Origin of the sequence: Pseudomonas sp. NPDC096917, assembly GCF_044762555.1 — a bacterium.
Taxonomy (GTDB): Bacteria; Pseudomonadota; Gammaproteobacteria; order Pseudomonadales; family Pseudomonadaceae; genus Aquipseudomonas.
In genome coordinates this window covers 46214-72293 of record NZ_JBIWEO010000011.1, presented here as the reverse complement: position 1 = coordinate 72293, position 26080 = coordinate 46214, and the positions used below count along the sequence as shown (strand labels likewise).

The 26080-nt window shown below is 53.7% G+C and carries 24 protein-coding genes and 1 pseudogene; 13 read left to right on the top strand and 12 right to left on the bottom strand.

The window, feature by feature from the left end:
• Positions 1-20: 20 nt before the first annotated feature.
• The 6 genes from ACIQYF_RS14540 (at position 21) to ACIQYF_RS14515 (ending at position 5415) form a co-directional block, all read left to right on the top strand.
• Positions 21-725 carry a 3-oxoacid CoA-transferase subunit A gene (locus ACIQYF_RS14540; RefSeq protein ID WP_402862800.1) on the top strand — a complete coding sequence of 235 codons (705 nt, stop codon included), beginning with the start codon at positions 21-23 and terminating at the stop codon, positions 723-725.
• Positions 722-1444, top strand: coding sequence for a 3-oxoacid CoA-transferase subunit B (locus ACIQYF_RS14535; protein WP_402862797.1), 723 nt, complete (start codon positions 722-724; stop codon positions 1442-1444). Before ACIQYF_RS14540 ends, ACIQYF_RS14535 begins: the two co-directional genes overlap by 4 nt.
• Positions 1441-2316 (top strand): acyl-CoA thioesterase, encoded by an 876-nt coding sequence (locus ACIQYF_RS14530; protein WP_402862794.1) that lies wholly within the window; start codon positions 1441-1443, stop codon positions 2314-2316. The genes ACIQYF_RS14535 and ACIQYF_RS14530 overlap by 4 nt, the downstream gene beginning before the upstream one ends.
• 134 nt (positions 2317-2450) lie before the next feature.
• A complete protein-coding gene (locus ACIQYF_RS14525; protein WP_402862791.1) occupies positions 2451-3755 on the top strand; it encodes an MFS transporter in 1305 nt (434 codons plus the stop codon).
• Positions 3756-3769: 14 nt separating this feature from the next.
• Entirely contained in the window at positions 3770-4048 is a 279-nt protein-coding gene (gene catC / locus ACIQYF_RS14520) for a muconolactone Delta-isomerase (RefSeq protein WP_402862788.1), read from the top strand.
• Positions 4049-4149: 101 nt separating this feature from the next.
• Positions 4150-5415, top strand: coding sequence for an acetyl-CoA hydrolase/transferase family protein (locus ACIQYF_RS14515; RefSeq protein WP_402862785.1), 1266 nt, complete (start codon positions 4150-4152; stop codon positions 5413-5415).
• A gap of 116 nt (positions 5416-5531) precedes the next feature.
• On the opposite strand, the pseudogene ACIQYF_RS14510 reads toward ACIQYF_RS14515, so the two are convergent.
• A pseudogene (locus ACIQYF_RS14510) lies at positions 5532-6619 on the bottom strand (IS3 family transposase).
• Positions 6620-7290: 671 nt separating this feature from the next.
• On the opposite strand from ACIQYF_RS14510, the gene ACIQYF_RS14505 reads away from it, so the two are divergent.
• The 4 genes from ACIQYF_RS14505 (at position 7291) to ACIQYF_RS14490 (ending at position 10601) form a co-directional block, all read left to right on the top strand.
• Positions 7291-7509: a hypothetical protein gene (locus tag ACIQYF_RS14505; RefSeq protein ID WP_402862782.1), complete on the top strand. Its 219-nt coding sequence runs from the start codon at positions 7291-7293 to the stop codon at positions 7507-7509.
• A 341-nt stretch (positions 7510-7850) separates the two neighbouring features.
• The gene (locus ACIQYF_RS14500; protein ID WP_402862779.1) at positions 7851-8963 is read left to right on the top strand and encodes a hypothetical protein; all 1113 of its coding nucleotides are present in this window, start codon (positions 7851-7853) and stop codon (positions 8961-8963) included.
• 7 nt (positions 8964-8970) lie between these two features.
• Positions 8971-9339, top strand: coding sequence for a hypothetical protein (locus ACIQYF_RS14495; RefSeq protein WP_402862776.1), 369 nt, complete (start codon positions 8971-8973; stop codon positions 9337-9339).
• A 392-nt stretch (positions 9340-9731) separates the two neighbouring features.
• Positions 9732-10601, top strand: a complete 870-nt coding sequence (locus ACIQYF_RS14490) for a TIR domain-containing protein (protein WP_402862773.1) — start codon at positions 9732-9734, stop codon at positions 10599-10601.
• A 395-nt stretch (positions 10602-10996) separates the two neighbouring features.
• On the opposite strand, the gene ACIQYF_RS14485 is transcribed toward ACIQYF_RS14490, so the two are convergent.
• On the bottom strand, positions 10997-11182 hold the full coding sequence (locus ACIQYF_RS14485; RefSeq protein ID WP_402862770.1) for a hypothetical protein: 186 nt from the start codon (positions 11180-11182) through the stop codon (positions 10997-10999).
• Between the two features lie 160 nt (positions 11183-11342).
• Here ACIQYF_RS14485 and ACIQYF_RS14480 point away from each other — a divergent pair, with 160 nt between their 5' ends.
• The 3 genes from ACIQYF_RS14480 to ACIQYF_RS14470 all read left to right on the top strand — a co-directional run bounded on the left by ACIQYF_RS14480 (position 11343) and on the right by ACIQYF_RS14470 (position 12656).
• Positions 11343-11552, top strand: coding sequence for a hypothetical protein (locus ACIQYF_RS14480; RefSeq protein WP_402862767.1), 210 nt, complete (start codon positions 11343-11345; stop codon positions 11550-11552).
• 85 nt (positions 11553-11637) lie between these two features.
• Positions 11638-11934, top strand: coding sequence for a hypothetical protein (locus ACIQYF_RS14475; RefSeq protein ID WP_402862764.1), 297 nt, complete (start codon positions 11638-11640; stop codon positions 11932-11934).
• Between the two features lie 26 nt (positions 11935-11960).
• Positions 11961-12656, top strand: coding sequence for an SOS response-associated peptidase family protein (locus ACIQYF_RS14470; RefSeq protein WP_402862761.1), 696 nt, complete (start codon positions 11961-11963; stop codon positions 12654-12656).
• A 63-nt stretch (positions 12657-12719) separates the two neighbouring features.
• On the opposite strand, the gene ACIQYF_RS14465 is transcribed toward ACIQYF_RS14470, so the two are convergent.
• The 10 genes from ACIQYF_RS14465 to ACIQYF_RS14420 all read right to left on the bottom strand — a co-directional run bounded on the left by ACIQYF_RS14465 (position 12720) and on the right by ACIQYF_RS14420 (position 26074).
• On the bottom strand, positions 12720-14477 hold the full coding sequence (locus tag ACIQYF_RS14465) for a hypothetical protein (protein ID WP_402862758.1): 1758 nt from the start codon (positions 14475-14477) through the stop codon (positions 12720-12722).
• A 31-nt stretch (positions 14478-14508) separates the two neighbouring features.
• Entirely contained in the window at positions 14509-16503 is a 1995-nt protein-coding gene (locus ACIQYF_RS14460) for an SIR2 family protein (protein WP_402862755.1), read from the bottom strand.
• A 155-nt stretch (positions 16504-16658) separates the two neighbouring features.
• Positions 16659-17453: a DNA adenine methylase gene (locus ACIQYF_RS14455; protein WP_402862752.1), complete on the bottom strand. Its 795-nt coding sequence runs from the start codon at positions 17451-17453 to the stop codon at positions 16659-16661.
• A gap of 158 nt (positions 17454-17611) precedes the next feature.
• Complete coding sequence (locus ACIQYF_RS14450; protein WP_402862749.1) at positions 17612-17806, bottom strand: hypothetical protein; 195 nt, start codon at positions 17804-17806, stop codon at positions 17612-17614.
• Between the two features lie 57 nt (positions 17807-17863).
• Positions 17864-18502 carry a glycoside hydrolase family 19 protein gene (locus tag ACIQYF_RS14445; RefSeq protein WP_402862746.1) on the bottom strand — a complete coding sequence of 213 codons (639 nt, stop codon included), beginning with the start codon at positions 18500-18502 and terminating at the stop codon, positions 17864-17866.
• Positions 18503-18572: 70 nt separating this feature from the next.
• Complete coding sequence (locus ACIQYF_RS14440; protein ID WP_402862743.1) at positions 18573-21578, bottom strand: tail fiber domain-containing protein; 3006 nt, start codon at positions 21576-21578, stop codon at positions 18573-18575.
• 12 nt (positions 21579-21590) lie between these two features.
• Positions 21591-24128, bottom strand: coding sequence for a phage tail protein (locus tag ACIQYF_RS14435; RefSeq protein WP_402862740.1), 2538 nt, complete (start codon positions 24126-24128; stop codon positions 21591-21593).
• Positions 24112-24570, bottom strand: coding sequence for a hypothetical protein (locus tag ACIQYF_RS14430; RefSeq protein ID WP_402862737.1), 459 nt, complete (start codon positions 24568-24570; stop codon positions 24112-24114). Before ACIQYF_RS14430 ends, ACIQYF_RS14435 begins: the two co-directional genes overlap by 17 nt.
• Positions 24567-25427, bottom strand: coding sequence for a DUF2163 domain-containing protein (locus ACIQYF_RS14425; protein WP_402862734.1), 861 nt, complete (start codon positions 25425-25427; stop codon positions 24567-24569). Before ACIQYF_RS14425 ends, ACIQYF_RS14430 begins: the two co-directional genes overlap by 4 nt.
• On the bottom strand, positions 25424-26074 hold the full coding sequence (locus tag ACIQYF_RS14420) for a DUF2460 domain-containing protein (protein WP_402862731.1): 651 nt from the start codon (positions 26072-26074) through the stop codon (positions 25424-25426). The genes ACIQYF_RS14425 and ACIQYF_RS14420 overlap by 4 nt, the downstream gene beginning before the upstream one ends.
• Positions 26075-26080 lie beyond the last annotated feature (6 nt).

Sequence of the window (26080 nt, the reverse complement as noted above, 5' to 3'; positions counted from 1 at the left end):
TCACAACAAGGACCACATCCATGATCGACAAGCTTTCCACCAGCGTACAGGCGGCTCTGGCTGATATTCCCGATGGGGCCACCATCGCCGTGGGCGGTTTCGGCGGTGCGGGTATGCCCGATGACTTGATTGAGGCGCTGATCGACCAAGGCGCTCGCAACCTGACGCTCGTCAGCAATAACGCGGGACAGGGCGATTCCGGTCTTGCTGCACTGCTCAAAGCGGGTCGGGTGCGTCGGATTCTCTGTTCCTATCCGCGCATGACCGGCTCTCACGTTTTCGAAACCCTATATCGCGCCGGAAAGATCGAGTTGGAGATAGTGCCTCAAGGCAATCTGGCCGAGCGCTTGCGCGCTGCTGGCGTAGGTGTTGGCGCGTTCTTTACACCCACAGGCTTCGGCACGTTGCTGGCCGAAGGCAAGGAGACCCGCAGCATCAAAGGCCGCGACTATGTGCTTGAGTATCCGATCCACGTCGATTACGCCTTGATCAAGGCCGAGGCCGGTGATCGTTGGGGCAACCTGGTGTATCGCAAGACGGCACGCAACTTCGGCCCGGTGATGGCCATGGCGGCAAAAAACACGATCGCCTCCATCGAGCGCTTCTGCGAGCTGGGCGAACTGGACCCCGAGACCATCGTCACGCCGGGGATCTTCGTCAAGCACCTGGTGTTGCGCCGCGACCCGGCCGGCGAACCAGCGACACTTCTAAATCGAGCGGGATGACTGGTATGGACAAGAATGTACGCATCGCCATGGCGCAACGAGTCGCACGAGACATCACCGAAGGCTTTTACGTCAACCTCGGAATTGGCCTGCCGACCCTGGTAGCCAACCACCTGCCGCTGGATAAAGACTTCTTCCTGCACAGTGAAAACGGCGTGTTGGGCCGCTGGCAAGCTGCCGCGCCTGGCGAAGAAGACTGGGACATGATCAACGCGGGCAAAGAGCCTATCGAACTCGCCCCGGGCGGCGCTTTTTTCCACCATGCCGACTCCTTCGGGATGATGCGCGGCGGGCATCTGGATGTCTGCGTATTGGGCGCATTCCAAGTGTCGGCCAGCGGTGATCTGGCCAACTGGCACACCGGCGCCGCGGATGCGATTCCGGCAGTGGGTGGCGCAATGGACCTGGCCATCGGCGCCAAGCGGGTCTACGTCATGATGGAGCATCTGGGCAAAGACGGTCGCAGCAAATTACTGCCAGCGTGCACCTACCCATTGACCGGGCTGGGTTGCGTGAGTCGTGTCTACACCGAACTGGCAACAATGGATATCACCGCCACCGGCGTAAAAGTGCTCGAGTTGATCGGTGACATCACGCCGCAGGCATTGCAGGAGGTGACACAAGTGCCTCTGGACTTCAGTGCGCTGACCCTGCGCGATGACTCGTCGACCCTGCACAAGTCATTGACCCACAGTGCTTCAGCGACCCTAAGCCAATGACCAGCGGGCGTAGTTGGGACCAACGCGATCTCACCGAACTGTTGACCCTGGAACCGGCAGGCCAGCACAACTGGCGCAGCTATGCCTATGACATCAATGCTAACGGCCGGGTCTATGGCGGTCAGTTGCTGGGGCAAGCGTTGTGGGCTGCGGCGCAGACGGCGAACGGACGCAGCCCGAGCATGCTGCAAATGACGTTTCTGCAGGGTGCGCGTACCAAAGACATCATCGAATACAGCGTCGAGGCGCTGCAAGATGGGCGACGTCTTTCCACTCGCCACGTCTATGGTGTCCAGGGTACCGGCCTGGTGCTCAGCGCCAACGCCAGCTTTCAAGTAGCTCAATCCGAACCCGGCAATCCGCACCAACTGCAGCAACCAATGCCTGCGCCGGAAAGCCTGCCGACCCTGGCTGAACTGGCCGAGCATTACCCGCTGGACAGTGAGGCCGTGCAATTGCGTTTCAGTGCCCGGCCGGTACTCGATATCCGGCTGATTCATCAGGATCATTTCGAGCGCCCCGCTGCCCGCCGAGACATCGCTTACTGGGTGCGCTTGAACCAGCCGCTTGCGGCCGAAGGTTGCCTGCACCATGCGGCGCTGGCGTATCTGTCTGACGGTTGGTTGAACGCCAGCCTGACACCGGGGCAAGGGATGCTTGATCTCTGGCAAAACCATTACGTCAGCAACCTCAACCACACGCTGTGGTTTCACAGTCTGGAGATCGACGTCAATGAGTGGTTGCTGTTCGTCAACGATGCGGTGCGCAGCGTCTCCGGACGCGGGCTGACCATGACGCACATCTATCGGCGAGACGGTCGACTGGTCGCTAGCATGGCTCAGGATTTATTGATTTCACCACGCGATGCCTGAGTTTTAGTCAAGCTGCAAGGCGCGGTTTTGCAAAGGCACATGGGCGCCACCCGGTCATTGCTGCAGTCTGGATCACAGCCTCCCAGGCCCAAGGTCCCTCCAATAAAAAGTCCAATAACAAGAAGGACGGCGATATGTTCGAATGGTACAAAACCGGCTCCTCACAAGAACGCAAAACGTTCTGGGCATGTTTTTCCGGCTGGGCGCTGGATACTTACGACGCCCAGATGTTCAGCTTTCTGTTGCCGACCCTGATGGCGGTCTGGCAGATATCCAAGGGCGAGGCCGGTATCCTCGGCACCGCCGCGCTGCTCTCGGCGGCACTGGGCGGTTGGGCCGCGGGAATCCTCAGCGACCGCTACGGTCGGGTGCGGATTCTGATCTTCACCATCTGCTGGTTCACGCTTTTCGGCGTGCTGGCAGGTTTTACTCAATCCTTCGAACAAATGTTGGTCGTGCGTACCTTGCAAGGCCTGGGCTTCGGTGGTGAATGGGCAGTGGGTGCGGCGCTGATGGCAGAGGTCATTCGCCCCGAGCATCGCGGCAAAGCGTTAGGCTTCGTACAGAGCGGGTTCTCGGTGGGCTGGGCCCTGTCGGCGGTGGTCATGACCGTGCTACTGGCTTACCTGCCACCGGAGATGGCGTGGCGTGTCGCCTTTTGGGTGGGGATCATTCCGGCCACGTTCGTGCTGTTTATACGCCGCAACGTCAAGGACGCCGAAATTTTCAAAGAAGCCAAGGCCGCCAATAACGAGAAAGCCTCGATCCTCTCCGCTTTCCGCCCTTCCGTGATCCGCCTGACTCTGTTGGGCGCCTTGTTAGTGACGGGTCTACAGGCCGCCGCCTATACCATCATGGCGTGGCTGCCAACGCTGATGGTGCAGGTCCGCGGACTGAAGCCAGGTCCGGTTGTCATCACGATGCTGATCATGTGCGCCGGTGCATTCGCCGGCTTCGTCCTCACCGCGTACCTCTCCGATCGCTACGGTCGTCGGCCTGCGCTGCTGGTCTTCTGCCTGGGCGCATGGATTTTCACCGTGGTTTACATGCTCGTGCCGATGAGCCCCACTCTGTTGATGCTGATGAGCTTTCCTGTCGGCGCCTTCGCCACGGGCATCTTCGCAGTCGTCGGCCCCTTCCTGAGCGAGCTGTTCCCTACCCACATACGCACCACGTGCATGGGCTTTTCCTACAACCTGGGTAAATCCCTGGGTGCGTTGTCCATCGCTGGAGTCGGGGTTCTGTCTGAGCGTTTTGGCTTGGCTGAAGCGATCGGTGGCTTTTGCCTGGTGGCGTATGCCCTGGCAATCATCGCCGTGTTGCTGCTGCCAGAAACCCGCGGTGTGCGCCTGGAAGATGTCGACGCCAACCTGGGTCACAACCCGGACGATCACAGCGCTAGGGTTGCCCACCATCCATTGATCAACAGCAAAATCTAATCGGAGTAGAACTTATGCTTTATCACGTAAAGATGGACGTAAACATTCCTCGCGATATCCCTGCCGACACCGTGGAGGCGATCAAAGCCGCCGAAAAGAAACGCGCCACCGAGCTTCAGGAGGCAGGCAAATGGCCGCACCTGTGGCGAATAGTTGGGCAGTATTCAAACATCAGCATCCTAGACGTGGCCAGTAACGACGAACTGCATGCGCTGCTGTCCAGCCTGCCACTGTTCCCGTACATGACTATCCAGGTCACGCCGCTGGCCAAGCACCCGTCGTCAATCGCCTAAAGACCACGGCGGCCTTTGCCGCCGCCGTTTCCCCCTACCTTTTTTGAAGCCGTTGGCTGCCCAACCAGCAGCTGCGGCTGAATGTCGCCGAGATCGCCCCGATGCCACAGCTGTTGCACCTCGAATCGCTGGACCTGGCTGCATTAATCCAACCGGGCGACACGGTAATGTGGGGGCAGGCCAATGCCGAGCCCCTGCCTTTGACCCAGGCATTGATGGCCCAGCGGCAAAAGATCGGCCGGTTCCGGGTGATGTTGGGGATCGCCAACAGCCCGACCTGTACACCCGAGCACGCCGATCACGTGGATTTCATCGCGTATTGCGGCGCGGGGGCCAACCGCCAGTTGGCTGATGCCGGTTTGCTGCAGGTGATGCCTAGTCACTACTCCGAACTACCGGACCTGATCAGTAGCGGTGCTTTGCGTATCGACGTGTTGATGCTGCAACTGGCGCCCGCCAATGCCGAGGGTCGCTACAGTCTGAGCCTAGCCAGCGAGTATTTGCTGCCAGCGCTCGACAGCGCTCGCCTGGTGATCGCAGAAATAAATGCACAGGCGCCATGGACTTACAGCGACCGAACCTTGGGCGACGATGATCTGGACGCCATCCTGTTCACCGATCGGGCGCCCATGGAAAATCAGCTCAGCCCAATCCGGGAAATCGATCAGCGCATCGCCAGGCATATCGCCGGACTGATCGAAGATGGCGCCACCCTGCAAATGGGCATCGGCGCCACACCCGACGCCGTTTTGAGTGCATTAGGCGACCATCGCCATTTGGGCGTGCATTCAGGCAGCCTTGGAGACGGCGTAGCGCGCCTGATGCAAAGCGGTGCTATCACCAATCAGCGCAAGACAGTCGACCGAGGCATCAGCGTTGGCGGCATTCTAACTGGAAGCCGCCTGCTGCATGACTATGCTCACAATAACCCGGCGATCCAATTACGCTCGACCCGCTATACCCACAATGCGCACGTCCTTGAGCACATCGACAAACTGGTCGCGATCAATTCTGCCGTCGAAGTCGACTTGAGCGGTCAGGTCAATTCGGAGATGGCCGCGGGCAGCTACGTCGGCGCCATCGGCGGAGCGGTCGATTTTATCCGTGGCGCTCGGAGCTCAAAAGGTGGATTGCCCATTATTGCCCTGCCCTCTACCGCAGGCCGCCACAGCAGAATCGTGACTAGGTTAAACGGACCGGTAACCATTGCACGCAGCGACGCGGTCATCGTTGTCACCGAGTACGGCATAGCAGATTTGCGCGGTATGACTCTGAATCAACGAACCACTAAACTGCTGGAAATCGCCCATCCCGAACATAGGGATGCACTCCAGGCTCAACTCGATAAGAAGTCCGTCACCTTTTGATTTTCAATGACGCGATTATATTTTTTGACGACCACCGAAGTGAAGCTGGGAATGCATGTGAGGGCGGTGCGGAGCTAGGTAATCCCCCCATTTTTAGCATTCACCAAAAATAGAGGTCAGGCCACCATGGCCAATTTCTGTTTGGAAGTAACTCCTCCGAGAGCCATATTCGGGCGCAAGTGATTGTATGTCCAGATCCAGTTTGTCCCGTAGTCCTGAACTTCAGGTATCGATTCAAATAAGTAATGGCCAAGCCAGTAGTAACGTACCGTGCGGTTATAGCGTTCGACGTAAGCGTTTTGTTGCGGGTTACCCGGTTGAATATATTCCAAACGGATACCCTGTTTCTCGGCCCAACCAGTGAGCTTGGCGCTGATGAATTCGGGGCCGTTATCACTGCGAATTGCCTGCGGTTTTCCGCGCCATTCAATGACCTGATCCAGTGCCCGCACTACGCGCTCAGCTGGAAGCGAAAAATCAATTTCCATACTCAGGGCTTCCCGGTTGAAATCATCAATCAGATTAAAAACCCGAAAGCTGCGCCCATCCGCTAATTGATCGTGCATGAAGTCCATCGACCAGCACTGGTTAGTCGCCTCGGGAACGGCCAGCGGTTCAGGCTTTTCGCGCACAATACGTTTACGCGGCTTGATACGCAGATTCAGTTCCAGCTCGCGGTAAATTCGATACACCCGCTTGTGGTTCCAGCGATAGCCCTTCACGTTGCGCAGGTACAGAAAGCACAAGCCAAATCCCCAGTTACGCTGGTTATACGTGATTTGGATCAGTTTATCGGCGATCTCGGCGTTTTCAGGCGCCAAACGCGGCTGATAGCGATAGCACGTGAGGCTGACCCTGAAAGCCAGACACGCCAACTTGATGCTGCACCGACCTCAGCGAACCGCATCCTGCGCCATCTCTCGTCGCCGAGATGGCTTCACCACTTTTTTGCCATGGCTTCCTGGATAATTTCGGCTTTAAGACGCTCATCGGCGTGCATTTTTTTAAGTCGCCGATTCTCGTCCTCCAACTCACGCAGCCGAGACAGCAACGATGCGTCCATACCGCCGAACTTGGTGCGCCACTTGTAGAACGTAGCTGAACTGATGCCATGTTCGCGACATAGCTCTGGCGCAGGGGTTCCAGCCTCAGCTTGCTTGAGGATGGCCATGATTTGACTGTCTGAAAAACGCGATGTCTTCACGCAAAATTTCCTTGATCCGGTCAGGAGAAAATTCTACTTCTGATGAGCACTTTTTTCAGGGGGGATTACCGACCAACTGATTGAGGCTGCAAACAAGGTATCAGTAACCGACTCACGCGCACCAGCGCTGACGATCCTGAAGAGGAGGCAGGGATAACAGAAAACCCAAGGTCACTCGAAAAGTCACTAGGGTAGAAATGAAAAAGCCACCCAAAAGGTGGCTAAGTCATTGAAAAATATGGTCGGGACGGAGTGATTCGAACACTCGACCCCTAGCACCCCATATTCGAGCCTAGATTGCCATAAGTCTTTGTAATTAAAGAACAAATATTCTCATCTACGATGCCAAAGTTAACGTTTTTTCGTGCATTAGCCAACGACAAGTCGTGGCCTCCAGGATAGGTTTTGCGCAGATTATGGTATGCCGCCCTCCTGGTCTTTCTTTCCAAATAGTCAGCACTGGTAGTGCCGGGTGATCGTCTACATTCGGCCAGAAAGCGTACGCGATCTGCGCCCTTTGGCTAGGAACCGCCCTTCGGGACAGATAGCTATCACCTAGGTAGCCGTTCATAATGTGCAAAATCAATTGCATCAATTCGTATTTTCCTAGCCGACGACGAAAGTTGAGGATGGACTAGGCTTCTACAAACCGAACGCCAAGGACGACTTCTATGTCATCTCACTCAGACTCAAACATTGCCACGGCAGATGCTCTGACATTGCTACTGCACAACCAGCATGCATTAGCGGCGGCGATAGAGGAGATCACGAAATGGCTTTCAGAGAATGGCATACAGAGTGTTTCAGATAGCGCACTCGTAGCCATGGAAACGCTAGACAAAAATGCACAAGCGATTACAGATGCTATTACGCGACTCCGGCAGCTTTAGGGAGTCGCCATGTCAGGCTCCAATCGGCCAAAAGGAGTCGGTCAGGTGAGACTAATAATTTAGCTGCGACTCAGTAGCAGCTGTTAAGCGGCGGCAAAAAATCTTAGTAAATACTTTATTGGCCTAGGATAGATACTTAGGTAATATCGAGCCAATGAACACGAGGTCTGCGGGGAACGATACTGGTCCAACACAAACCATTTAGGTCTGACCGGTCATATCTCGCACCCTTTCTTCATTGGGTTTGAAATGGACATGCGCTGCGGTGATCCGCCGGGACTTGATTTAAGTGTGCGCGGCACGCTAACTTACAGTGGGGTAGGGATAGTCCTTCAATAATAATGAACAATAGCCAACATAAAAACCAATGGACGCAATGGATAGAAGAAAACAAGCACTTGATGGTGCACCCTGTGAACTTTGAGTTGCGATTTGTTGAGCAGATACTGACAAGAATTCCTGAGATAAACCCCAGCCATGTAAAGACCCAGTTTCCATTTAAAGACCAGAATAGTGGAAATAGACGCATTGATTTCATGATAATTAATGAGCAGAAAGGAATTCGTTTGGCGATTGAAATTGACGGCTTGGGAAAGATTCAAAATCAAGATCAAAGTGTTAATCATAATCGCTGGAACGATCTTCTTTCTCGACAGAATGGACTATTGCGCGCTCTAGGATGCATGCTGCTACGCTATTCAAATAAAACCTGGCTGAATGAACCAAAATTTGTAATTCAAGAAATTCGCAGCGAATTACTTAAGCAAGAATTTGACTACTCTAGCGCTGTGAAAGCTAAGCTGCGCATAGCGAATGAAAAAAATCGTCTTGAACGTGAGATCACACAAAAAAACCTGAAGATTGCCGAGTTGCAAAAAGATCAACAAAGTATGTCATCTGCCGAAGCAGAGCGAACCTTTAGTCAAAAAGAACTAGCTCTGATCACTGAGCAGTTACTAACTACATTAGAGAAGAGCAATAAGCCTAAACTGCCTGAGTCTAGAAAAACACCGCTGATTGTTTTTGTATTCGCGCTGATTGCAAGTGTCACGATTGGCTTTTTTATGTACTCGAATAGCCAACCTCAGCTTGCAGTTTTGACCCGTTACGTCACTCCGCCGGAGTTAGATACTAATACGTCTTTAGGTGAATCTAACGTTCCGACCAACGATTATTTAAGCACAACAGAAGCGAGCAGGCATGTCGGTGAGAAAACAACACTCTGCGGAAGAATTGTACAGATTCGAGAGACGGACAAAGTCACTTACTTGAATTTCGACAAGCCTTATCCAAATAGCACAGTTACCGCTATAGTTTGGAATGAGCACGCAAAAAATTTCTCTGGTGTTAATCAGAAAACAAACAGTACAGTCTGTATTGAAGGACAGATCAGCAGCTACAAAGGCAAGCCCCAAATCACACTGCGCGACCGCGCTCAGTTAATAACTAAGTAGGTAAGTAATGTATAAGTCACGATTAATCGCCGTGCTAGCCAGCTTGTTTTTCACTAAATTTGGTATGGCTGCCAATACGATAGAGGCCAGTAAGGCACCTTTCCATGCTGGTGAGACATTGTTAGTCTGCGGGCAAGCAGCCGAGGTCAAAAAACTAACTAACCGTACAGTTATTAACTTTGATAAGCCCTATCCAAACCAGCCATTGGCCGTGATAATTTGGAATTCTGATACAGCAGTTTTTGAAAAAAAGTTTGGCAGCCTCACAGGACTTGAAGGGGAGAAAGTTTGTGCCTATGGTGAAATAGCAAACTACAAGGGAAACCTACAAGTTGTTGTGAAAAAAGACAGCTACTTAAGATTGATGAATAATTAAAATATATTGATTCATTCATTTTTCTTGATCCCGCCTCATTTTGGTAAGTTTCTCGGGCCACTGCATTGCTCCAGAGGGACCGCCTATGATCAGGCGCTTTTTGCGCTCCGCATGGCTAAGCGTTCGCTCTGATCATAGGTCTTCTTGTTTTCCAGCCGGAAGGCTATGGTGACACGCTCTGGTTTTTCATACGCCGCGACCGTCCACTTTTGGCCGTTAACAGCTTGCCACAAAGGGCTGCTTCCGGCCAGGAGCGGACGGTTACGCAATCATGCTATGCATCGTGCAATAGCTCGACAGAGATGACGAAGCTATACGATTATTCAGATCAGTGTTGCTCGTTACGTGCGAGATGGCATGATGAGCTCATTAATGAACAACAAGGAACAGCCATGGCGAGGAAGGCGACACCACCGACTGCAATTCAACCCAAGGTATATCTGGATGAAGGGCAGCTTAGGCGTGGAATCGAGCGGCTACAGCAACGAATTGCAGATCTTGATGCATTCGACCTAAACACCATGCAAGGTAGTACCTCGCCTGAACTCAAAACCCTTGAACGTGGTATTGAGGATACGTTAGAGCGATGTTTTGGAACGAACACAACTGCCTCAATTCGATACAACGAGGCGCATAACCTCCACTATCGACCCACGATATGGGTTTCCGGCATGCCCGATCCGGACTACAAGGGTATTACGGAAAAAAAGATAAGCCATGCAAAAGCGTCGCTTGAACAGGCGATCAATGCATTAAATACGGATCTTGAGGATCTCGAAGGCGGCGTGCCCCTCAGTGTTCCCCCAAGATCAAATTCTAAAGGGGGCTTACCCAGAGTGTTCCTCGTTCACGGACATGATGAGGCCGTTCGTGAAACTGTTGCACGTTTCATTGAAAGGTTGGATATTGAAGTTATCATCCTTCACGAGCAAGCAAATGGCGGCCGCACCATCATCGAGAAAATCGAGCACCATTCCGAGGTGGGAATGGCAGTGGTGTTACTAACACCTGATGATGTAGGAAGTAAGGTTGGAGGAAAGCTGGAGCCCCGTGTAAGACAAAATGTCCTGTTGGAGCTTGGATATTTTATAGGGGCGCTAGGTCGTAACAAAGTTTGCGCCCTAAAGTCTGGCGATATGGATATTCCAACCGACTTCGCTGGCGTAGTTTGGACTCCCATGTCAGGCGATTGGAAGGCTGCTCTCGCTCGCGAGCTTAAATCAGCTGGTTATGAGATCGATTGGAACAAAGTAATGAGCTAGCCTGAAACAATAGTATTAGAACTAAATCCACACTCATTCAAAACCTTATCGAGCCGTCGATCTTTCCTGCGGCTCACGATGTCCCGCCTCTCGCCGATAATCGCCTTTACTTGCAATACACCGACCAGAGCTGATTGAGCCTGGTCGGCCCCGAAAATAGTCATCCAGCATGATTTAGGCGTGGATAGGGATTCGAACCCCTTCTAGCGTGCCTGTAGGCCGCTTCTGCCCAGTAAAAACGATGCTTCAGGACCTTCCCCATGGCCTCATACGGTCTATAGAGGCCCTGAATTTGCCCTAATTTTGCCCTAAGCCTGCACTCCAAGAAGGCCGATGGTGAGTGCACATCTCTCTCAGCCTCTATGACATCAAGGTGGGCTCAATACTCCGTCTTTCTACTGAAGCGTGCGGATTTCACTGAACGCGCGGGCAGCGCAATATGGAATGACAGCGCACGCCAGTCCCATCGCAGCAGCAGCGGCTTCCTGCGGCGCACTACTAGCCGCGTACATTCCATAGAAACCAATGAAAGCGCCCACAAAGGACATAATAATGGTGACGATCCACATGAGCTTGGCCAATTTCAATCCCTAGATATAGTGTGATCCCCGCAATTGGACTTGGCGAGGTGCGCGAGCAGCGCTCTGCGAAATTTACAGGCCCTAAGAACACAAGGTCAAATTGCCACTATCTAATTATGTCGGTCCCCTTCTCACAAGACCTCAAAACCGAGGATTCGCGATGCCACATTCTGACCTGCTCCCTTCCCTACTATTCAAAATCAACGAAAACCAGCTCGCCTTGGAAGCCGCCATCATGGAGTTATCGAATTGGGTCGAACAACACGGCGCAGCCGACGTTGCCGATAACGTCCGCGGCGCCTTGGACACTATCGACAAGAATGAGGAGTTCATCAAAATGACGCTCGCGGTGATGATGACTCCGGAGTGATATGCTTGGCATTCCGTCGCCAGCATTCGCCATAACGTCGCAACTCAATTACTGTATATCCAAACAGTGTTTGTAAGGCGCGACCGTGGACCCCTACGAAATCGAAGACACAAGCGAATGGCTCGGTAGCCCGACCAGGCTCGAAACCGTCAAGCATTACGCAAGCATGCTCGAGGAAGACATCCAGGATCTGAAGCGTCTGCTGCAGGCGGCAAAGGAAAATATTTCCACCTTGGTTGAAATGAACGACCAGCTGTCGACCGAACTCCAAAAAAAACGGACATGGATGGCGAACCTGGAAGCGGAAACCACCAATCAGCTTACCCAGATCCGGAGCCTGACATTGGTCCTGGCTCAAAAGGAAAGGATCATTCGCGAGTAGCAAGCGGGCAATCAGAGGGGTTGAACATGTGCGGACGACTTTCCCAATACGATGGCATCCACGACTTCGTCGCTGCACTCAGCATGCCCAACCCTCTGGTAAACAGCGCCGGCGACCATTCCTTCGAGCGTTATAACGCCGCCCCGACAACCCAGCTCGCCATTTTTCACCAGGAAGGTGAATACCTGCACGCCGACATGGTGCGCTGGGGATGGCGACCGCATTGGGCTAAGGACCGCGCAGCACCGATTAATGCCAGGGTGGAGAAAGTCGCACACGGTCCATTCTTCCGCGCTATCTGGCCGCACCGGGCGATCATCGCCATCAACAACTGGTTTGAATGGGTAGATGAAGGCGGACCAAAGAAGCAGCCCTACCTGATCCGCAGGCGGGATCGGTCGCCGATCCTGTGCGCTGCGATCGGCCAATATCCGAATGCCGAGCATGGGCCCAGCGAACATGACGGCTTCGTCATCATCACCGCCGACAGTGCCGGTGGCATGGTCGATATCCACGACCGCCGGCCGGTAACGCTGTCGCCAGAACTCGCACGAGAATGGCTTGATCCGGCCACGCCAAAGGAGCGCGCAGAACAGATGGTGATGCACCAGGGCGAACCAACTGAGACGTTCGAGTGGTTCAAGGTAGACCGTGCGATTGGCAATGTGCGTAATCAGGGACCCGACTTGATCAAGCCATTCGAGGAAAACGACTTGTTCTAAGTTTCGCAGGCTTTAACCCTTCCACAGCAGGCGCCCAGCCTGAAAATTCGCTATCAGGTTGCACTAACTGTTATCCATCGCAATTTTCCTCAGCCGCAACAAGCGCCTGTCTCCTCCCAAAGATGGTTTGGACTCGACCATTTGGTTAAGAAAATTATCAAATTGATAAGGGGGTATAGTGTGATCCGCCAATATCTTATCTAACAAAATAAGCATCGCATCAGGGTACAGAGTAGCAGAGGAGGCTTTTGGCTCCTTGGAGGAACTATAGAAAAGCATATCGCAACGTTTTACCGTCGTCAAAAATGGAAGAATCACCTTAACCACATCAGGAAAACTATGTGGAACTTCTTCAGTCAGGTTCAGAAAACTTTTAGTTGTTGCGTGACTTAGATAACGAAGCTCACGAGGCCAGGCTTTTGTTATGAAGTGCTTCCCAAATTTCTGCCAAGCACTCTTTGATGTCATTAGAGATACTAAATACCTTAAAGCCTCAGCCCTACCTGCATCGTCAGTAATCTGTAAAACTCTTCTGACCTCTTCAAATTTTAAATAACAGTCATCTTTAACTCCATAGTGACAAGCTAGAACGAGATGCTGATGCAAAATCCGCGACAACCCGCGATCCCATTGCCACCCTTGCACGTGGTCAAATAGGCTAATGAAGTCTGATCTTAATTCTGCGAACAAATTCGGCCGAAAGTGTCGAGAGTCAAAAAGTCTTCCGCTCCATGCGGCCTCAGCGGTTTCACTTGTGCTATGAAACAAAGGTAAAACATAAATTTTTACCCACTCAGGCTCAATCCAAAATAGCCAGTCCAGTCTTACCGTAATTTGATTTACAGCATGACCTACATACTGAGACCTAGAGGAAAGTAATCGTTCAAGTCTCACCTTTAATTCAAGAGGTATACCTTCGCCAGCTTTCGATTCATGACGACAATACACTACAAATAACGCTTCTGTCATTCTACCTAAAGGTGAGTTCAGTGTACTATCACGCGACTGCACTGAATTTTGCGACTCTTCTCCTGATCGACGAACATAGACAATTGAACTCTTTAAAGCTTCATCCCCGGCAATAGTGAATAGCTCTAAAGTCTTATCCCACACAAGCAATGCGAAGTCAGGTAGCGCGTCATACATTATCAGATAATTATTTAGAACCCACTCCGAATATGCTTGTGATAGCTCAGTAACGACACCCACGGGAAGTAGGATTAATCGCCTAGCAGCCTGAATCGTCAACTTAGCTGATGACCTAGGCCACTCAGTTAAAAGCTGCTGCCAAAGACTGATTGGATAAACCCCTCTCTTGGCGTCGAGAACCAAGCTCTTTAATGCTCGCAAGGTGGCGTCTTCAATAAGTCCAGCGAAAGGCCGTGGCTCTACTAAACTGAAAAAGTCACGCTCCACTTTTGTCTGCGCAATAGTAGTAATTTGATCAAGCGGGCAAGCCATAAGTACGCTAGCATTTTTGTCTGTCGTTACCCAACCTGACTTACCAATTTTCCGCCTGAACTCACCACTCTCAATCCTTGCGCTCCCTTCATAGCTTTTTCGAAAAATCTCAAGTAGCTCACGTGATTCTTTTGTTATTTTGCATCCCTGCGTCTCAAGACCACCAAGTAACTCCCCGACGGAATATTGGCGGTAGCGTTCACTTTGCTCTGATGGGTATTCAGACTTTACTGGAGTCCCGTTAATTATTCGCTGCTCAACTTGCAACTGCTGCTGCTCTGAAAAGCCACTCCAACTACCAATTAGCAACTCGAGAAGCTTATGCCTGTAACCCGCATTCCAAAATTCTTCATTCGTCAACTTTGAGACACCATAAAAAATCTCGTTAGGACTAAATAGCCCAGGGCAAAGCATCGCAAACAACTTCAGTGATGAAAAAAAACAATGGCTCCCCTTCTGGCCAACTTTCGAATTCCCTTTTTGCTTTTTCCGGGCCTGCCAACGCTAACTCAGCGAACATCTTAGAGTAAAACTCTAAAATCTCATTGGCGGATTCATTTAAACTAACATTATCAACGCGAAACAAATCTACCGAAGGAAAATAACTTAGCTCCGGTGCAAACCTAACTATTTTAACTAATACATTTCGCCAAACAGATAAAACTTCAGGCAAAAATTCTGCCGGCACTTCAATTCCTTCTCCATGCAAATCAGTCAGAACCAACTCAACCTCAGTTGTTACCAACTCCCCAACTACAATCGGTTGAGTCTGACGAAAACGGCGCTTTAGCGTTAGATTCGGCTGTAAGGCTTGTTCCAAGTAGCGTATAGTTAAAGAATTCCACCCCAGCTTCGCCAGCTTACCTTTGAACTGAAACCATTCGAAGCCTTTATCTGAACGCGACTTATAACTAGACTCGTCAAGCAATATACTCCAATGGCGAATTACTTGATCAGATAGTTTGTCAGCAACTTCCCACAATTTATCCCCAAGCATTCTGAGCAAATGAGCGCTCAATCCTTTTTTTCCTGCAGCCCACCAAATTGCCCACGGATCATCTAAGTTTTTCGCTAGCCAAAGAGCAAGGTACTTTATTCGCGCCGGTAGATTTCCTGATGTATCACTTACGAGCCCTTGACCTTGCTTTGCCTGAGTACCTTCACTCGGCAAAAATGAAAGGAAATCAGCTCCCCAATATTGGTGCTCGCGACTATCATAATCTACTAATGGATCATTTTCTAAACCGTAATATTCTTGAGGAACATACTCATATTTAAGCGACTCCGAATATGCTCTGAAAATTTCTCGCTTTGCGTTTCTTACGTACGGATCAAAAACACACAGCCATTCTGCGCTTGGCGTGGGTTCTGCCTTATAGAACATCTCCGCACCAGGAGCGGAACTAACTAAATGCGTCACCTGCCCCCTTTCAAAAGCGGACAAACAACGCGGACTTTGAGCTGCCAGCTTTAGCGCACCTGCCCGCCAAATAGCTGTATCCTCTGAGTAGTCGGCCCAAGCCGCTAAAGAACTCCAAAGGTCTTCATACTCATTAAATGCTACTCCATTCACGCCTTTATGGCGCCAACTCTGATCTACACGCTCTTGAGTACCAATATCAAACGCGTAGATAGACCCCCCTATACTTCCGTTTTTAGAGTGCATTCCTTCGAGCAAATATCTTACTGGGGGGTCCTCGGCGCTATAACCGAGAAGCACTATCACATATTGCTGAGCAAGATTCTTTATAAAGCGATTTGCCCAGCCTTCCGCGAGATATGCTCGACCAAAGTCAGCACTACTGATAATAAAATTGGACTTATTGGCGGCATTATTTTTACCTGAAAGCCGACCATGTAGGTATATCACTCCTTCTGGATGCAGGCCAGATGTAAGATCGGGTAATGCTGGTTGAACATGGGTCCGCACCCCCCTCTGGGCCTGCTCAAATAGCAAGTCAAAGTTCGTTGTAACCACTTGTGGTTTTTGACTAGAATTTTTAGATAAACGCAAAATTACTTTATGATTATCTATGAAGGTACTTTTTTTCGATCTTAGCGCAGAGCTCACTTCCTGCTCAACAGCAAATACTCCATATTCTTGCTGGAGCAAATAAAATGCCTGATCGAAAGAAAATGGCAGCGTGAAGTCCTTTGGACATTGTTCACCATAGGCAATTTCGATCATTTTCTTATATGCGGAGATAGGGTTCTCGGATTGATCAGGTACACCGAGGCCTCTCATAACATCGAGGGTTAGCTTCAAAAAGCCAGGAAATCCAGCAGGTATGGAGACTCCAGCTCCACAAAAAAAGACCACGCGCCCTTCTTCACGAGCTGAAATCAACGACTCTGGAATGTCGGGGCCATTCTCAAAAAAACGCATTCTCACCAGATCCTTTGAAGAGTGTAGATGAGTAAAGATTATCCTCTGTAGTCGTCTTAGTCAGCTAAATGCAAGATAAAAGCTTATACGTGTGATCATCTGACCTGCACTGAAGATTAAAAGCTCAGGTCGCTAGATGCTCGATAACTGTCCCGTCAAAATAGTCCTCCTAGCGCCGCTGGCTCCCAGTTCATAATTACAAGCTCTCCGCTGACCTCAGCTTTCCCCTGCCGCTGATTCATCGTGCTATAGCGGATCTCCAATGTCTCGAAGTGAAACCCTTCAAACACCCGCCGGATGTCCGGGTGGTCGTTGATGCTGACCATCACCTTGCCTTTGCAGCGCCGCATAAATTCAGCCATGCGCTCGTAGTTTTCAAACGAAAAGTCCACGCCGTAGCCAGCGGTCTGCCAGTAAGGCGGGTCCATGTAGTGGAAGGTGTGCGGTCGGTCATAACGCTCGGCACACTCAAGCCAGGGCAGGTTTTCAACATAGGTGCCGGATAGCCGCTGCCAGGCAGCCGACAGGTTTTCTTCAATGCGCAGCAGGTTGATTGCAGGGCCTGTTGTTGCGGTACCGAAACTCTGCCCTGAAACCTTGCCACCGAAGGCATGATGCTGCAGGTAAAAAAATCGTGCAGCGCGCTGGATGTCGGTCAGGGTTTCCGGCCGGGTCATTTTTTGCCATTCGAACACCTGGCGTGAGCTCAGTGCCCATTTGAACTGGCGCACGAACTCTTCGAGGTGGTTCTGCACGACGCGGTACAGCGTCACCAGGTCGCCGTTAATGTCATTGAGTACTTCAACGGGGGCAGCCTGGGGGCGCATGAAGTACAGTGCGGCGCCGCCGGCAAAGACTTCTACATAGCATTCGTGAGGCGGAAAAAGCGAAATGAGGCGATCGGCCAGGCGGCGTTTGCCGCCCATCCAAGGAATGATGGGAGAGGACATAGATAGCAAGACCTTTACTGTATAGATAAACAGGTGCTAGGCTCGCCTCCGCTTTGTGCACGAAGCAGGAGCCTTGGCTGGACTTGCAGGGACAATCTGCGAGGACGGCGGTCGGGCTGGATGTTGACGCATCCATACCGGCCGCTCCTTTTTGATGCTTAATTACTCAACTTTGGCTGCAGGATCACACGAGCTACCATCACCAGCAGTCCAAGTACGCCATAAGCCACTGGCGGCAATACCGCCTGCAGTTGGGGCAGCAGCTGCTCAGCGATACCCAGTGCTGCAATGGCACCGCCCGCTTGAACGCTGGTCATTTTTAAAGCGTCTTTCCAGTTGCCAATGAGTTCCATAATTTCCCCGTTCTATTTCAAGTAGTGCCCCGAGAGCTATTGCCCGCGGGGTATAAATCAGGCCAGTGCTTTCAGCGCGACCTGGTAAAGCGCAAGCCGTTCAGCGGCGCCGTGTGGCACCCGTCCAGGCTTGCCCGTGTTGATGACACTGCCGATGTCCTGAAATCGGCCCGCATCGGCTACATCGTTCAGGCCTCGTTGCGACCACCACCAGGCGGCAGACATGGCGGCGTATTCCGGTTGCTCGAGCAGTTCCGGCTGATCGTTCAGCGGCAGTCCCAGGCCAGCGCCGGCAGCGCTATAGTTCGAGCGGCCGGTGATCTGCAGCAGTCCACGTCCGCGATATAACCAACCATCCCCGGGCGCCTTGTTTCCGTTACGACCGGCATACGCATCGTTGGCGATCGCTTCTGGACATCTCGCCAGGATGATCGCCTTGGCGTTCGGCTTGCCGTCGACGCCGCGGTACCGGTCTTTCCAGGTCGCTGCCAAGGCATCGGCGCTGTAGTTCAAGTTTTCCACCAGGCTTCGCAGGTGGCCCGACTCATGCCCGACCTGGGCCAGGAACGCTGCCTGCCGCACCCGGCTGTCGATTTTGAAACGGGCCATGGCTCGGTTCAGCGCGGGCAAAAAAATGCCCGCAACAGGGCGGGCATTGGGGAGGATCTGCAGCAACTGCTGCTGGGTTAGAGGCATGCGTTTCTCCTGGCGAAAAAAAGCCCGCGTATGGCGGGCAGATATTCAAATAGGTTGAGCTGTCGACTGTTCAGCCTTGAGCTGACTGCTCCAGTACACGAAGGCGATCTTCCAATTTCTTTTGCCTCCATGCCGTTGCCGCCAGCATCAGGTATTGCAACTGGTGGTCACGGAACCCATAACGCCGACCTGCTGCTATTTCCTGCACCACAGCCTCACGTACGATATTTCCGTGGGTATCAAGCTCAGCCGGCTCCATCTCCTCTGAATGCGCCTCCCACTCATCTAAGCACACGGCGCCAAACCGGAAAGGATCCAGCCCCTCGTCCTCGAAAATTTCGATAGCCCGCTGAACCGTAGTACCAAAGTGGATTCGCGCCCCAGCCGGCCCTTTTTTCTCAATTTCCTGTAACCACTGATAGGTTCCAATCTCATCAAGTAATCGCAGACCTACGTTGATGTGGGCTTGTGAGAACTCACTGATGGGTGTCTTCTCCGTAGCGTCCGAAGTGTTGATGCTACCTGTGCCCGCATATACGACCGAGAAACGGTTGATACTGCGGCCTAGGGAGACTGCGTTATCGGTTGTGGCACGAATGTATTGCCCTCCGTAGTAAATCAGGCCTGCGGCGCTGAGAACGCCCGCGGTAACATTTCCGTTCCTAAAACGAATCACAGCCGAATCGAGCGATGAAATTACCGACTCCCCGGGCGCAGCCGGGCAGTCGAAAGCGTGCAGGTCAATATTTCCGCCATCTGCGGCAGTACCCCGGCTGGATCGCAACTGCATCCCGTACATTCCGGCGTTCCATGACGACTTAATCGATACCCATCGATCATTGGGCTCCCCAGCGTCCGTTGAGAAAATGTTCAACGTGTTGCCGTAGTTCAATTCCATGAACTTCTTATAGGTTCCAAGCGCCTCGTAAAACTTGGCAATGGTGAACGATCCATTTTCCGCGTTGTAAGCGATGTCTGTTCCGGAGTAATACTCTTTCATCGTCCCAGTACTAGGGTCTGTCACGGCCGCCTGTAACTTCAGTTCCCCTGCATCTCCGGCCGCCAGTTTGATGCGCATGATGCGCTTGTCACGACGCAGGTACGATCCTGCTATGTACGGGGTCGTAGGGTTGTAACCACCTGATGCCCCCCGCTTCGTGATTACCCAGTTGGCACGGGTTGTTGGCGGGATGCCTGCCATGGCGTTGGTGTTAATGCAGGCCCAGTTAAAGCCCTCATAAGTCACAATGTCCTGGGGAGTCTTCCATGCATCCACTGAGAGTTGAAGCAGCTCATCGTTGCGCAGGCAAATGCCTTCCGGTTCAAAGCTGACAGGAATGCCCTTGGCCGTCAGGCCCATCAATTGTTCTTCTGAATACAGCGCCGCCGGACCGACATAGGGAATGGTCCTACGCAGGCAACCACTCAAGTCATATACCTGAATAGTACGGGCTGCACGTGGTGCTCCTGCACCCCACACGGTATACAGATGCACTCCATCTGATGTCATACCTTGCAGTGTGCTGCCGAACTCCCCCGGTGCTCGCTCAAAGGGGACAGGTCCCGAAAGCGGCGCCACACTACGGGCATCTGTACCTGCCGCCTCCACTGCCGCACGGTCGTAGAGGAAGAAAAATCGACCGGTTCCCACGTTGGAGGTAGCAACGAGAATGACAAACTTGCCGTCGTTGGTGACACAAACGCTGGCCCTTTGCGGCCAGAACAGTCGAGAGCCGTCACCCGGGTCGCCGAAAACTTCGAAGCGTTGTACGTCAGATTGTACCGTGGCGTCCCCGCGCCATTTGATTTTTGAATAGCCTTTACCGCCCAGTGAAGCGCCTCCACCCACCGCCCCGTCGTTGCTCACGGTGGTGAAGAGGTAAATCTCGCCGTTCTCGACTAGCGCCGAGAGATCCGCCCCATGCCCAAGAGCCAGCGGCTCGGTGAATGCAACCACCGTCATGTCCGCACCATCGCCGATCCAACGCCACTCGCTAATACGGACCAGCTCGTTTGTGCCCCACGATGCACCACTCACCCGCTGGGTGATGAACAGTTTTTCTATCCCGTCATGCAACACCCATGCGATCCCTTGCGTGGCGTTGCCAGCGCCGAGGTACAACTCCTGATCAGGTGGTGAAGCGCTGAAACCGAAAAGCGGCGTACCCCCAACTCGCTGGACCATTGCGCCATCAAGTAGCGGCGGCTCTAACTGGATCAGTTGACCGTTCGCAAGCACCACGCCGGGCCCATGATAGGCGTGGATACTCACCTGAGATGAATTGACCAGGTAAACACCTGGCGGAACAAAGGCCCCCTTCCCTGCTTTTAGGAACGCCTGAGTGCAATCAAAACTTCCCCCCTCAATCGCCCCGAAATCTTTAACCGATACGGTGTCGCGCATCTTGTCCTGCATGCTGCGCGGTGCCGCTCCGGCCCCCGACTGTAGGAACCCTACCTTAGTGGAGCCTTCAGGGCGGGCGAGCTCTTGGCGTAATGCGGCATCGCCCACCGATACAAACTTTGCCGACTCATCGGCCCACACACCAGTTGTGATGTAGGGGAGCACCAGCGCAGCGCCCGCTCGATAGAGCTCGCCATTCTTGGCAAAAATCTGATTTAGCTCGGTAATCAACAAGCCAGGGCCGTAATCACCAATCAGTTGGTATCCACTGGACAAGAGGAACTGTCGAAAGCGCTGTTCTTTATCAATTTGCGAGGCAACAAACTCATCTTCCATTTCTGCCAGCGAGCCACCAATCTCACCCAGCGCAGCATCGATTTCCGCTTGAACCCACTCGACCGCCGTGGCCGCATCCCATGTGGAGATGTCGACTATCAGAGGCGCCACATAACCGTATCGACTGATGCGCATATCAATGCGAGGGGTCGTGGTATAGAAAAACACCCGGGCATTAGCATCGGCCGAGACGGGGTTCCCGAGGGGAACGGTGCAGGGAGAGTCAGCAAATAGAGGAGCCCGGCCCTGAGTGCCTTGGACAAACACGTCCACGGTTGCACCAGGCAGCAGCGCGCCGTCCTCAGCCCTTGCGGCGAAGAATTGAATGGGTTGCATATCGAGTCTCTATCAGGTGATGAAAGTAATTGCCGGAGAAAAGTTGAGCTGAGAGCGGGTACTGCTCCAGGTGTCGTAAGCCGCCGCACACAGGTAATAGGTATTGCCGGCAACCAGATCCGTGATTTGTCCTGCAGGCAAAGCGCCCTGATAACCAATCGTTCCGGAGATCGTCGGATCAAAATCGGAGATGAGTGAGTAAACGAACATGTAACCCGCCGCATCCGCGGCTGGGCTTTGATCGCAGGCGACATTTGCCGTGATTCCCACCACGGTTGTATGGGTGCCCGTCACCGCCACAGGTGCGTTATTGGTCACCACCAGAGTGGCAGCGGGTGCACTGCCCGCAGCGTTGCGTTCGATGACCTCCACTCGATAGCTGCGCACGAGGGCACCATCAACCAGGGCGTCATCACGCTGGTAAGTGAATGTCGTGCTCGTGGTACCCACCTCCCGCAATATTGCGTTGGTCGCAGCGTTGCGAACCCTCACCAGGTGGTTATCCACTCGCACACCCGGCGCCCAGGTCACGGTGAAGTAAGGCGTTTCGAATGCACCGACCAGTTGCAGATTCTGCGCAGCCTCAGGTGCAATCCGCGTTGGCGAAAGCAGGACGCTGAACGCCTCCACATCCGCCAGATCCTCAAGCGTCCGCCCAAATACGTTGAATGACCGGAATTTAACCCACACGGTCTGGCCAATCTGGTCAGAGGTGTAGCTGTACTTCCACACCGCATCATCCAGGCGCACGAACGGCGCACCCGCCGGATGGCTGGACATGGGCGAACTGAGCCTGCCTCGGCGAAGGTACTGCAGGTTGTAAGCCCCGATGCCCGTCAGGGTGGCATCCCGATAGCTAATCAGTTCACCATCCACCCAGCAAAGCGTTGCGCCGCTGTCGGCTTCGGCCGTGGTCACCGCGGTCAGCTCATCGGGAACGGCCAGCATTACGGACAAGGTGCTCGCCGTGTCTGGATCGGTACCGGCGGGTAAAGCGGATGTCAGCAGACCCATGCGGGCACCACCATAAATCGACTCTGCCATCCAGTAGCTGTCGCCATCAGCGCTGATCCAAATTTCGCACCCGCCCCAACTTTCACCGGCGCCGGTGATCGCGATCCAGATCTGGTTATCGCCACCGAGCAATAGACTTTCTGGCGGGTTGAACATGATGGGTGGCAACACAGGGCCTGGCTCGGCGTTCTGGTTGCTCTTGAATCCTCCCTTGCTTTGCACCGGATAGTTGGGGGCACTGCCCACACCCAGCAAGGCATCTTCGGCGACCACAGCCAGCTTGCCCTCATCGTCCTCCTCGACCGAAATCAAGCGAACCAGGCGACGATCCAGATTCAGCCCCGGCTCGGTGACCGTCACCAGATCCATCGGCTCCAGCAGCACATGCTGCCAACCGAGCGAAAATTGATACTCGTTGCGAATGTAGAGTTTGCGTTGCACCAACAACTGCGCGGCATGGGCGCCGATGGCCACGTCACACACCTCATAGGCCTTGATGGTGTCCATCGGCCGCGAGCCGAACTGCTCGATCGCGGCCTGGTCGACGCCTCGCACGACATCCGTGTTGTATTCATGGGCGCGGTCGAGGATCTCCAGCGACACTTCGTTGTAGCTGTCGGCCTGGCTCTTGATCTTAAGCTGAACCGGCGGCTCGCCCTCTTCGGCGAGAAAGTCGTCATCGGTCAGATGCGCGACCGGCGCCGTGTCCGGGTACCAGGTGACTCCGTTGCCGGTCACCACCTGGTCGCCAAAGGGCACCACCTTCAACTTGCCGGCTGACCAGTAGATCTCGCTGTTGGTCAGCTGCAGCCAGCGGGCAATGGCCTCACTGGCAGGGGCCTGCTCATCGAGCACTGGACTCAATAACAGGTTTTCCGCCAGACAATAATTTCGGTAACTGCTCAGGTCAGCTATCCAGCTCGGATCAAAGCCGATCCCATCCAACGGATCGAGGAGCAGGCCTGGCAAGAATTCACCCGGATTGGCATCGGGCAAGCCCGGCACCTGGTACGGGCCGTCGACCTCGAATGTATGATTCTGCACACCGGCACTGTCATTCAGGCGATACCGCGGCGCATACACATACGCGGTATCCGAATAAGCGATCGCATCATCAGGGTGCTTGGTTTCAAGCCATCCCCACACGTCCTGATTGCGCACACCCCTTTTGAAGCTGAACCCGACCTGTGACAGCGCGGACTTCGTCACGCCGTCCACCACCTTTTCGCTGAACACTTCCTTGTCGCGAAAAATCCGGTGCACGGCGCCTAACCGGCCTCGACCAATGGCCAGGATCAACGCGGCGTAGTATTTGTAGGTGGTGTTTTCCTGCGTGGTGCCACCGCCCCCCTTCCCGCCCGACTTGGTCTTCTTCGTCTTGGCGACAGACTCGAAATCGGTGTAGTAGATCAGGTTGGGGCTGATGCGATTGCGCCCGGCGATCCATGCGATCGGCTTGCCACTGGCGCTGCTTTGGACCTGCAAGGCGTTGATTCGCGTTGCGCTGTTGGAGATGGTGCTACTGCTGCCCCCCATCATTCACCCCGTAGTTATTCAATGTGTAATAGCGCACCGGTCGGCCAGCCAGATGTTCATCACGCATGTCTGCCAACTCGACGCCGATGTCCCGATAGGCATGAATCACCTGGTGTTCACCCACCACGATGGCCCCGTGGCTGAAGGTGCGACCGAATTGCCAGATGGCCACATCGCCGGACTGAGGCGCTTCAACCTCACGTCCGAACAACTCAAGCCACCCCAGGTAACGCTCCTCGCCGCGATGCAGGTGCCAATCCTGGGCATAGGCGCCGGGGTCAATCCGCGGCATCAGCCTCACGACCGAAAACACCTCGATCAGCAACCACGCACAGTCCACCCCGACACCCATCAGGTGCTGACGATGTTGGTAGGGCGTGTTGAGCCAGCGCCGAACCTCAGTGAGCACGTGCTCCCGCTGTCGAACTTCCAGAGGACTCATATCGAGGTCTCCGCCACAGGAATAAACGGCATTCCACGGTAACGGGCCCGGTTGTTGAACTTGGTCGTGCAAGCCTCCAACGTGCGCGGACACCCTGGATAAATCAGAAACTGATCACCAGCCTGCGGATGCGCCGGCAACCCCAATATCAGCGTCACGTCGCCGTCGCCGGTATGGCGGCGCACTGTACGGGCCACACCGGCATTACCGCCGTTGATAAAGCGGATGACGCCTTGATCAAACCAGCCCTGATCGGCTGAGACATTGCTGTGAATACGCAACGTCGTACTGCTCCCCGCCACTACGCCGGCCGTTTCGAACAGTGCCCGATTGACGCCGCAATCACTGCTGTAGACCCTGCGCAAGCAAGACGGCTGATAGACCCCTTTGGGGACCTTGGTGTCGAGCAGCTCCATCGGCGACTTCACGGCGACCGTGGCTTGCTCCCGATCGGCAGGATCCACTTCAGCAACACGCCCGATAAATCGGGTGACGACACCCACCACCGGTGACTGCCAGTCGCGCATAAACGCACGGACCAGCTTCAGCGAGGCGCCATCAAAGCCACCACCGGCAATAAACGGCAGCACCGACTCCCCCAGCACCGTGTCCTGCAAACCCGCTGAGAACGTCACGTTCAAGGTGTTGACCTCGATGCCGCGCACCGCTCGAACCCCGGTGCGCTTGATCAACGGGCCGCTGGCTGAATAATTTTGGCCACCAAAGTAGATCTGGATGCCGGCATCCGTGTAGCGCAGCACCTGCCCGCTGGCCAGGGTGATGGTGTAGAGGTCGGCCATGACAAAACTGCGCGCCGTGGCCAAAAACGCCTTCAACTCGGAAGAGGCATCAATCATGGTTTGATACTCGTAAAGGACACGTTTTTCATCTCCCAGATCCGGCCAAAGGTCTGCACGCTATCCAACGTGTCAGCGTCATAAGCACACCGAAAGAAGAAGGCGCCGGTCCAGTGCAGGGGCGCACCACTGGCGGGTGCATGGGCAAAGCTGATGCGGCCGATTTCGTCAAAGGTGTAGGCGGTCACAGGTACCCCGGCAGCCTTCACCGATTCGACGTTAACCACGCCGTAAACTGGTTCCACCCAGTTGCCGATCGCACGCGATAGCTGAAAAGTTCGAGTGACACCGTCACCCACACCAAACTGATGGTGCGAGACCTGGTGGTCGGTCCGGTCAAAGTATAAAAAGTCCCCGAACTGGCCTTTGCGCTCATTGAAAAAGCTCACCAACCGCGACCACTCATCCAGCCCCGGGCGTTTGCGCACGGCGTTGTAGTTGATCTGAAACGTCCACTCAGGCGCTGGGTAATAAGCGGTGGTCCGGCGCCGCCCGCTCACTGACTTCTGAACACCGGTACTCCAGGTCGGCGCCTTTTTCGCAAGCAGCATCTGCCCAGGCATGTAGGGCAAGACGTCTTCATCCATCACGCCGTGATCCGGCAGACTGGCAATCCAGCGCGCGGGGAAAAATGGCCCCAACAACATAACTTC

Excerpts from the sequence above, each read along its gene's own strand:
- ACIQYF_RS14470 (WP_402862761.1), top strand. The coding sequence starts at position 11,961 with ATGTGCGGACGACTTTCCCAATACGATGGCATCCACGACTTCGTCGCT.
- ACIQYF_RS14425 (WP_402862734.1), bottom strand. The coding sequence starts at position 25,427 with ATGATTGATGCCTCTTCCGAGTTGAAGGCGTTTTTGGCCACGGCGCGC.
- ACIQYF_RS14455 (WP_402862752.1), bottom strand. The coding sequence starts at position 17,453 with ATGTCCTCTCCCATCATTCCTTGGATGGGCGGCAAACGCCGCCTGGCC.
- ACIQYF_RS14535 (WP_402862797.1), top strand. The coding sequence starts at position 722 with ATGACTGGTATGGACAAGAATGTACGCATCGCCATGGCGCAACGAGTC.
- ACIQYF_RS14435 (WP_402862740.1), bottom strand. The coding sequence starts at position 24,128 with ATGGGGGGCAGCAGTAGCACCATCTCCAACAGCGCAACGCGAATCAAC.
- ACIQYF_RS14525 (WP_402862791.1), top strand. The coding sequence starts at position 2,451 with ATGTTCGAATGGTACAAAACCGGCTCCTCACAAGAACGCAAAACGTTC.
- ACIQYF_RS14450 (WP_402862749.1), bottom strand. The coding sequence starts at position 17,806 with ATGGAACTCATTGGCAACTGGAAAGACGCTTTAAAAATGACCAGCGTT.
- ACIQYF_RS14495 (WP_402862776.1), top strand. The coding sequence starts at position 8,971 with ATGTATAAGTCACGATTAATCGCCGTGCTAGCCAGCTTGTTTTTCACT.
- ACIQYF_RS14490 (WP_402862773.1), top strand. The coding sequence starts at position 9,732 with ATGGCGAGGAAGGCGACACCACCGACTGCAATTCAACCCAAGGTATAT.
- ACIQYF_RS14540 (WP_402862800.1), top strand. The coding sequence starts at position 21 with ATGATCGACAAGCTTTCCACCAGCGTACAGGCGGCTCTGGCTGATATT.
- ACIQYF_RS14445 (WP_402862746.1), bottom strand. The coding sequence starts at position 18,502 with ATGCCTCTAACCCAGCAGCAGTTGCTGCAGATCCTCCCCAATGCCCGC.
- ACIQYF_RS14440 (WP_402862743.1), bottom strand. The coding sequence starts at position 21,578 with ATGCAACCCATTCAATTCTTCGCCGCAAGGGCTGAGGACGGCGCGCTG.
- ACIQYF_RS14530 (WP_402862794.1), top strand. The coding sequence starts at position 1,441 with ATGACCAGCGGGCGTAGTTGGGACCAACGCGATCTCACCGAACTGTTG.
- ACIQYF_RS14460 (WP_402862755.1), bottom strand. The coding sequence starts at position 16,503 with ATGCGTTTTTTTGAGAATGGCCCCGACATTCCAGAGTCGTTGATTTCA.
- catC (WP_402862788.1), top strand. The coding sequence starts at position 3,770 with ATGCTTTATCACGTAAAGATGGACGTAAACATTCCTCGCGATATCCCT.
- ACIQYF_RS14480 (WP_402862767.1), top strand. The coding sequence starts at position 11,343 with ATGCCACATTCTGACCTGCTCCCTTCCCTACTATTCAAAATCAACGAA.
- ACIQYF_RS14420 (WP_402862731.1), bottom strand. The coding sequence starts at position 26,074 with ATGTTGTTGGGGCCATTTTTCCCCGCGCGCTGGATTGCCAGTCTGCCG.
- ACIQYF_RS14430 (WP_402862737.1), bottom strand. The coding sequence starts at position 24,570 with ATGAGTCCTCTGGAAGTTCGACAGCGGGAGCACGTGCTCACTGAGGTT.
- ACIQYF_RS14505 (WP_402862782.1), top strand. The coding sequence starts at position 7,291 with ATGTCATCTCACTCAGACTCAAACATTGCCACGGCAGATGCTCTGACA.
- ACIQYF_RS14515 (WP_402862785.1), top strand. The coding sequence starts at position 4,150 with ATGCCACAGCTGTTGCACCTCGAATCGCTGGACCTGGCTGCATTAATC.
- ACIQYF_RS14500 (WP_402862779.1), top strand. The coding sequence starts at position 7,851 with ATGAACAATAGCCAACATAAAAACCAATGGACGCAATGGATAGAAGAA.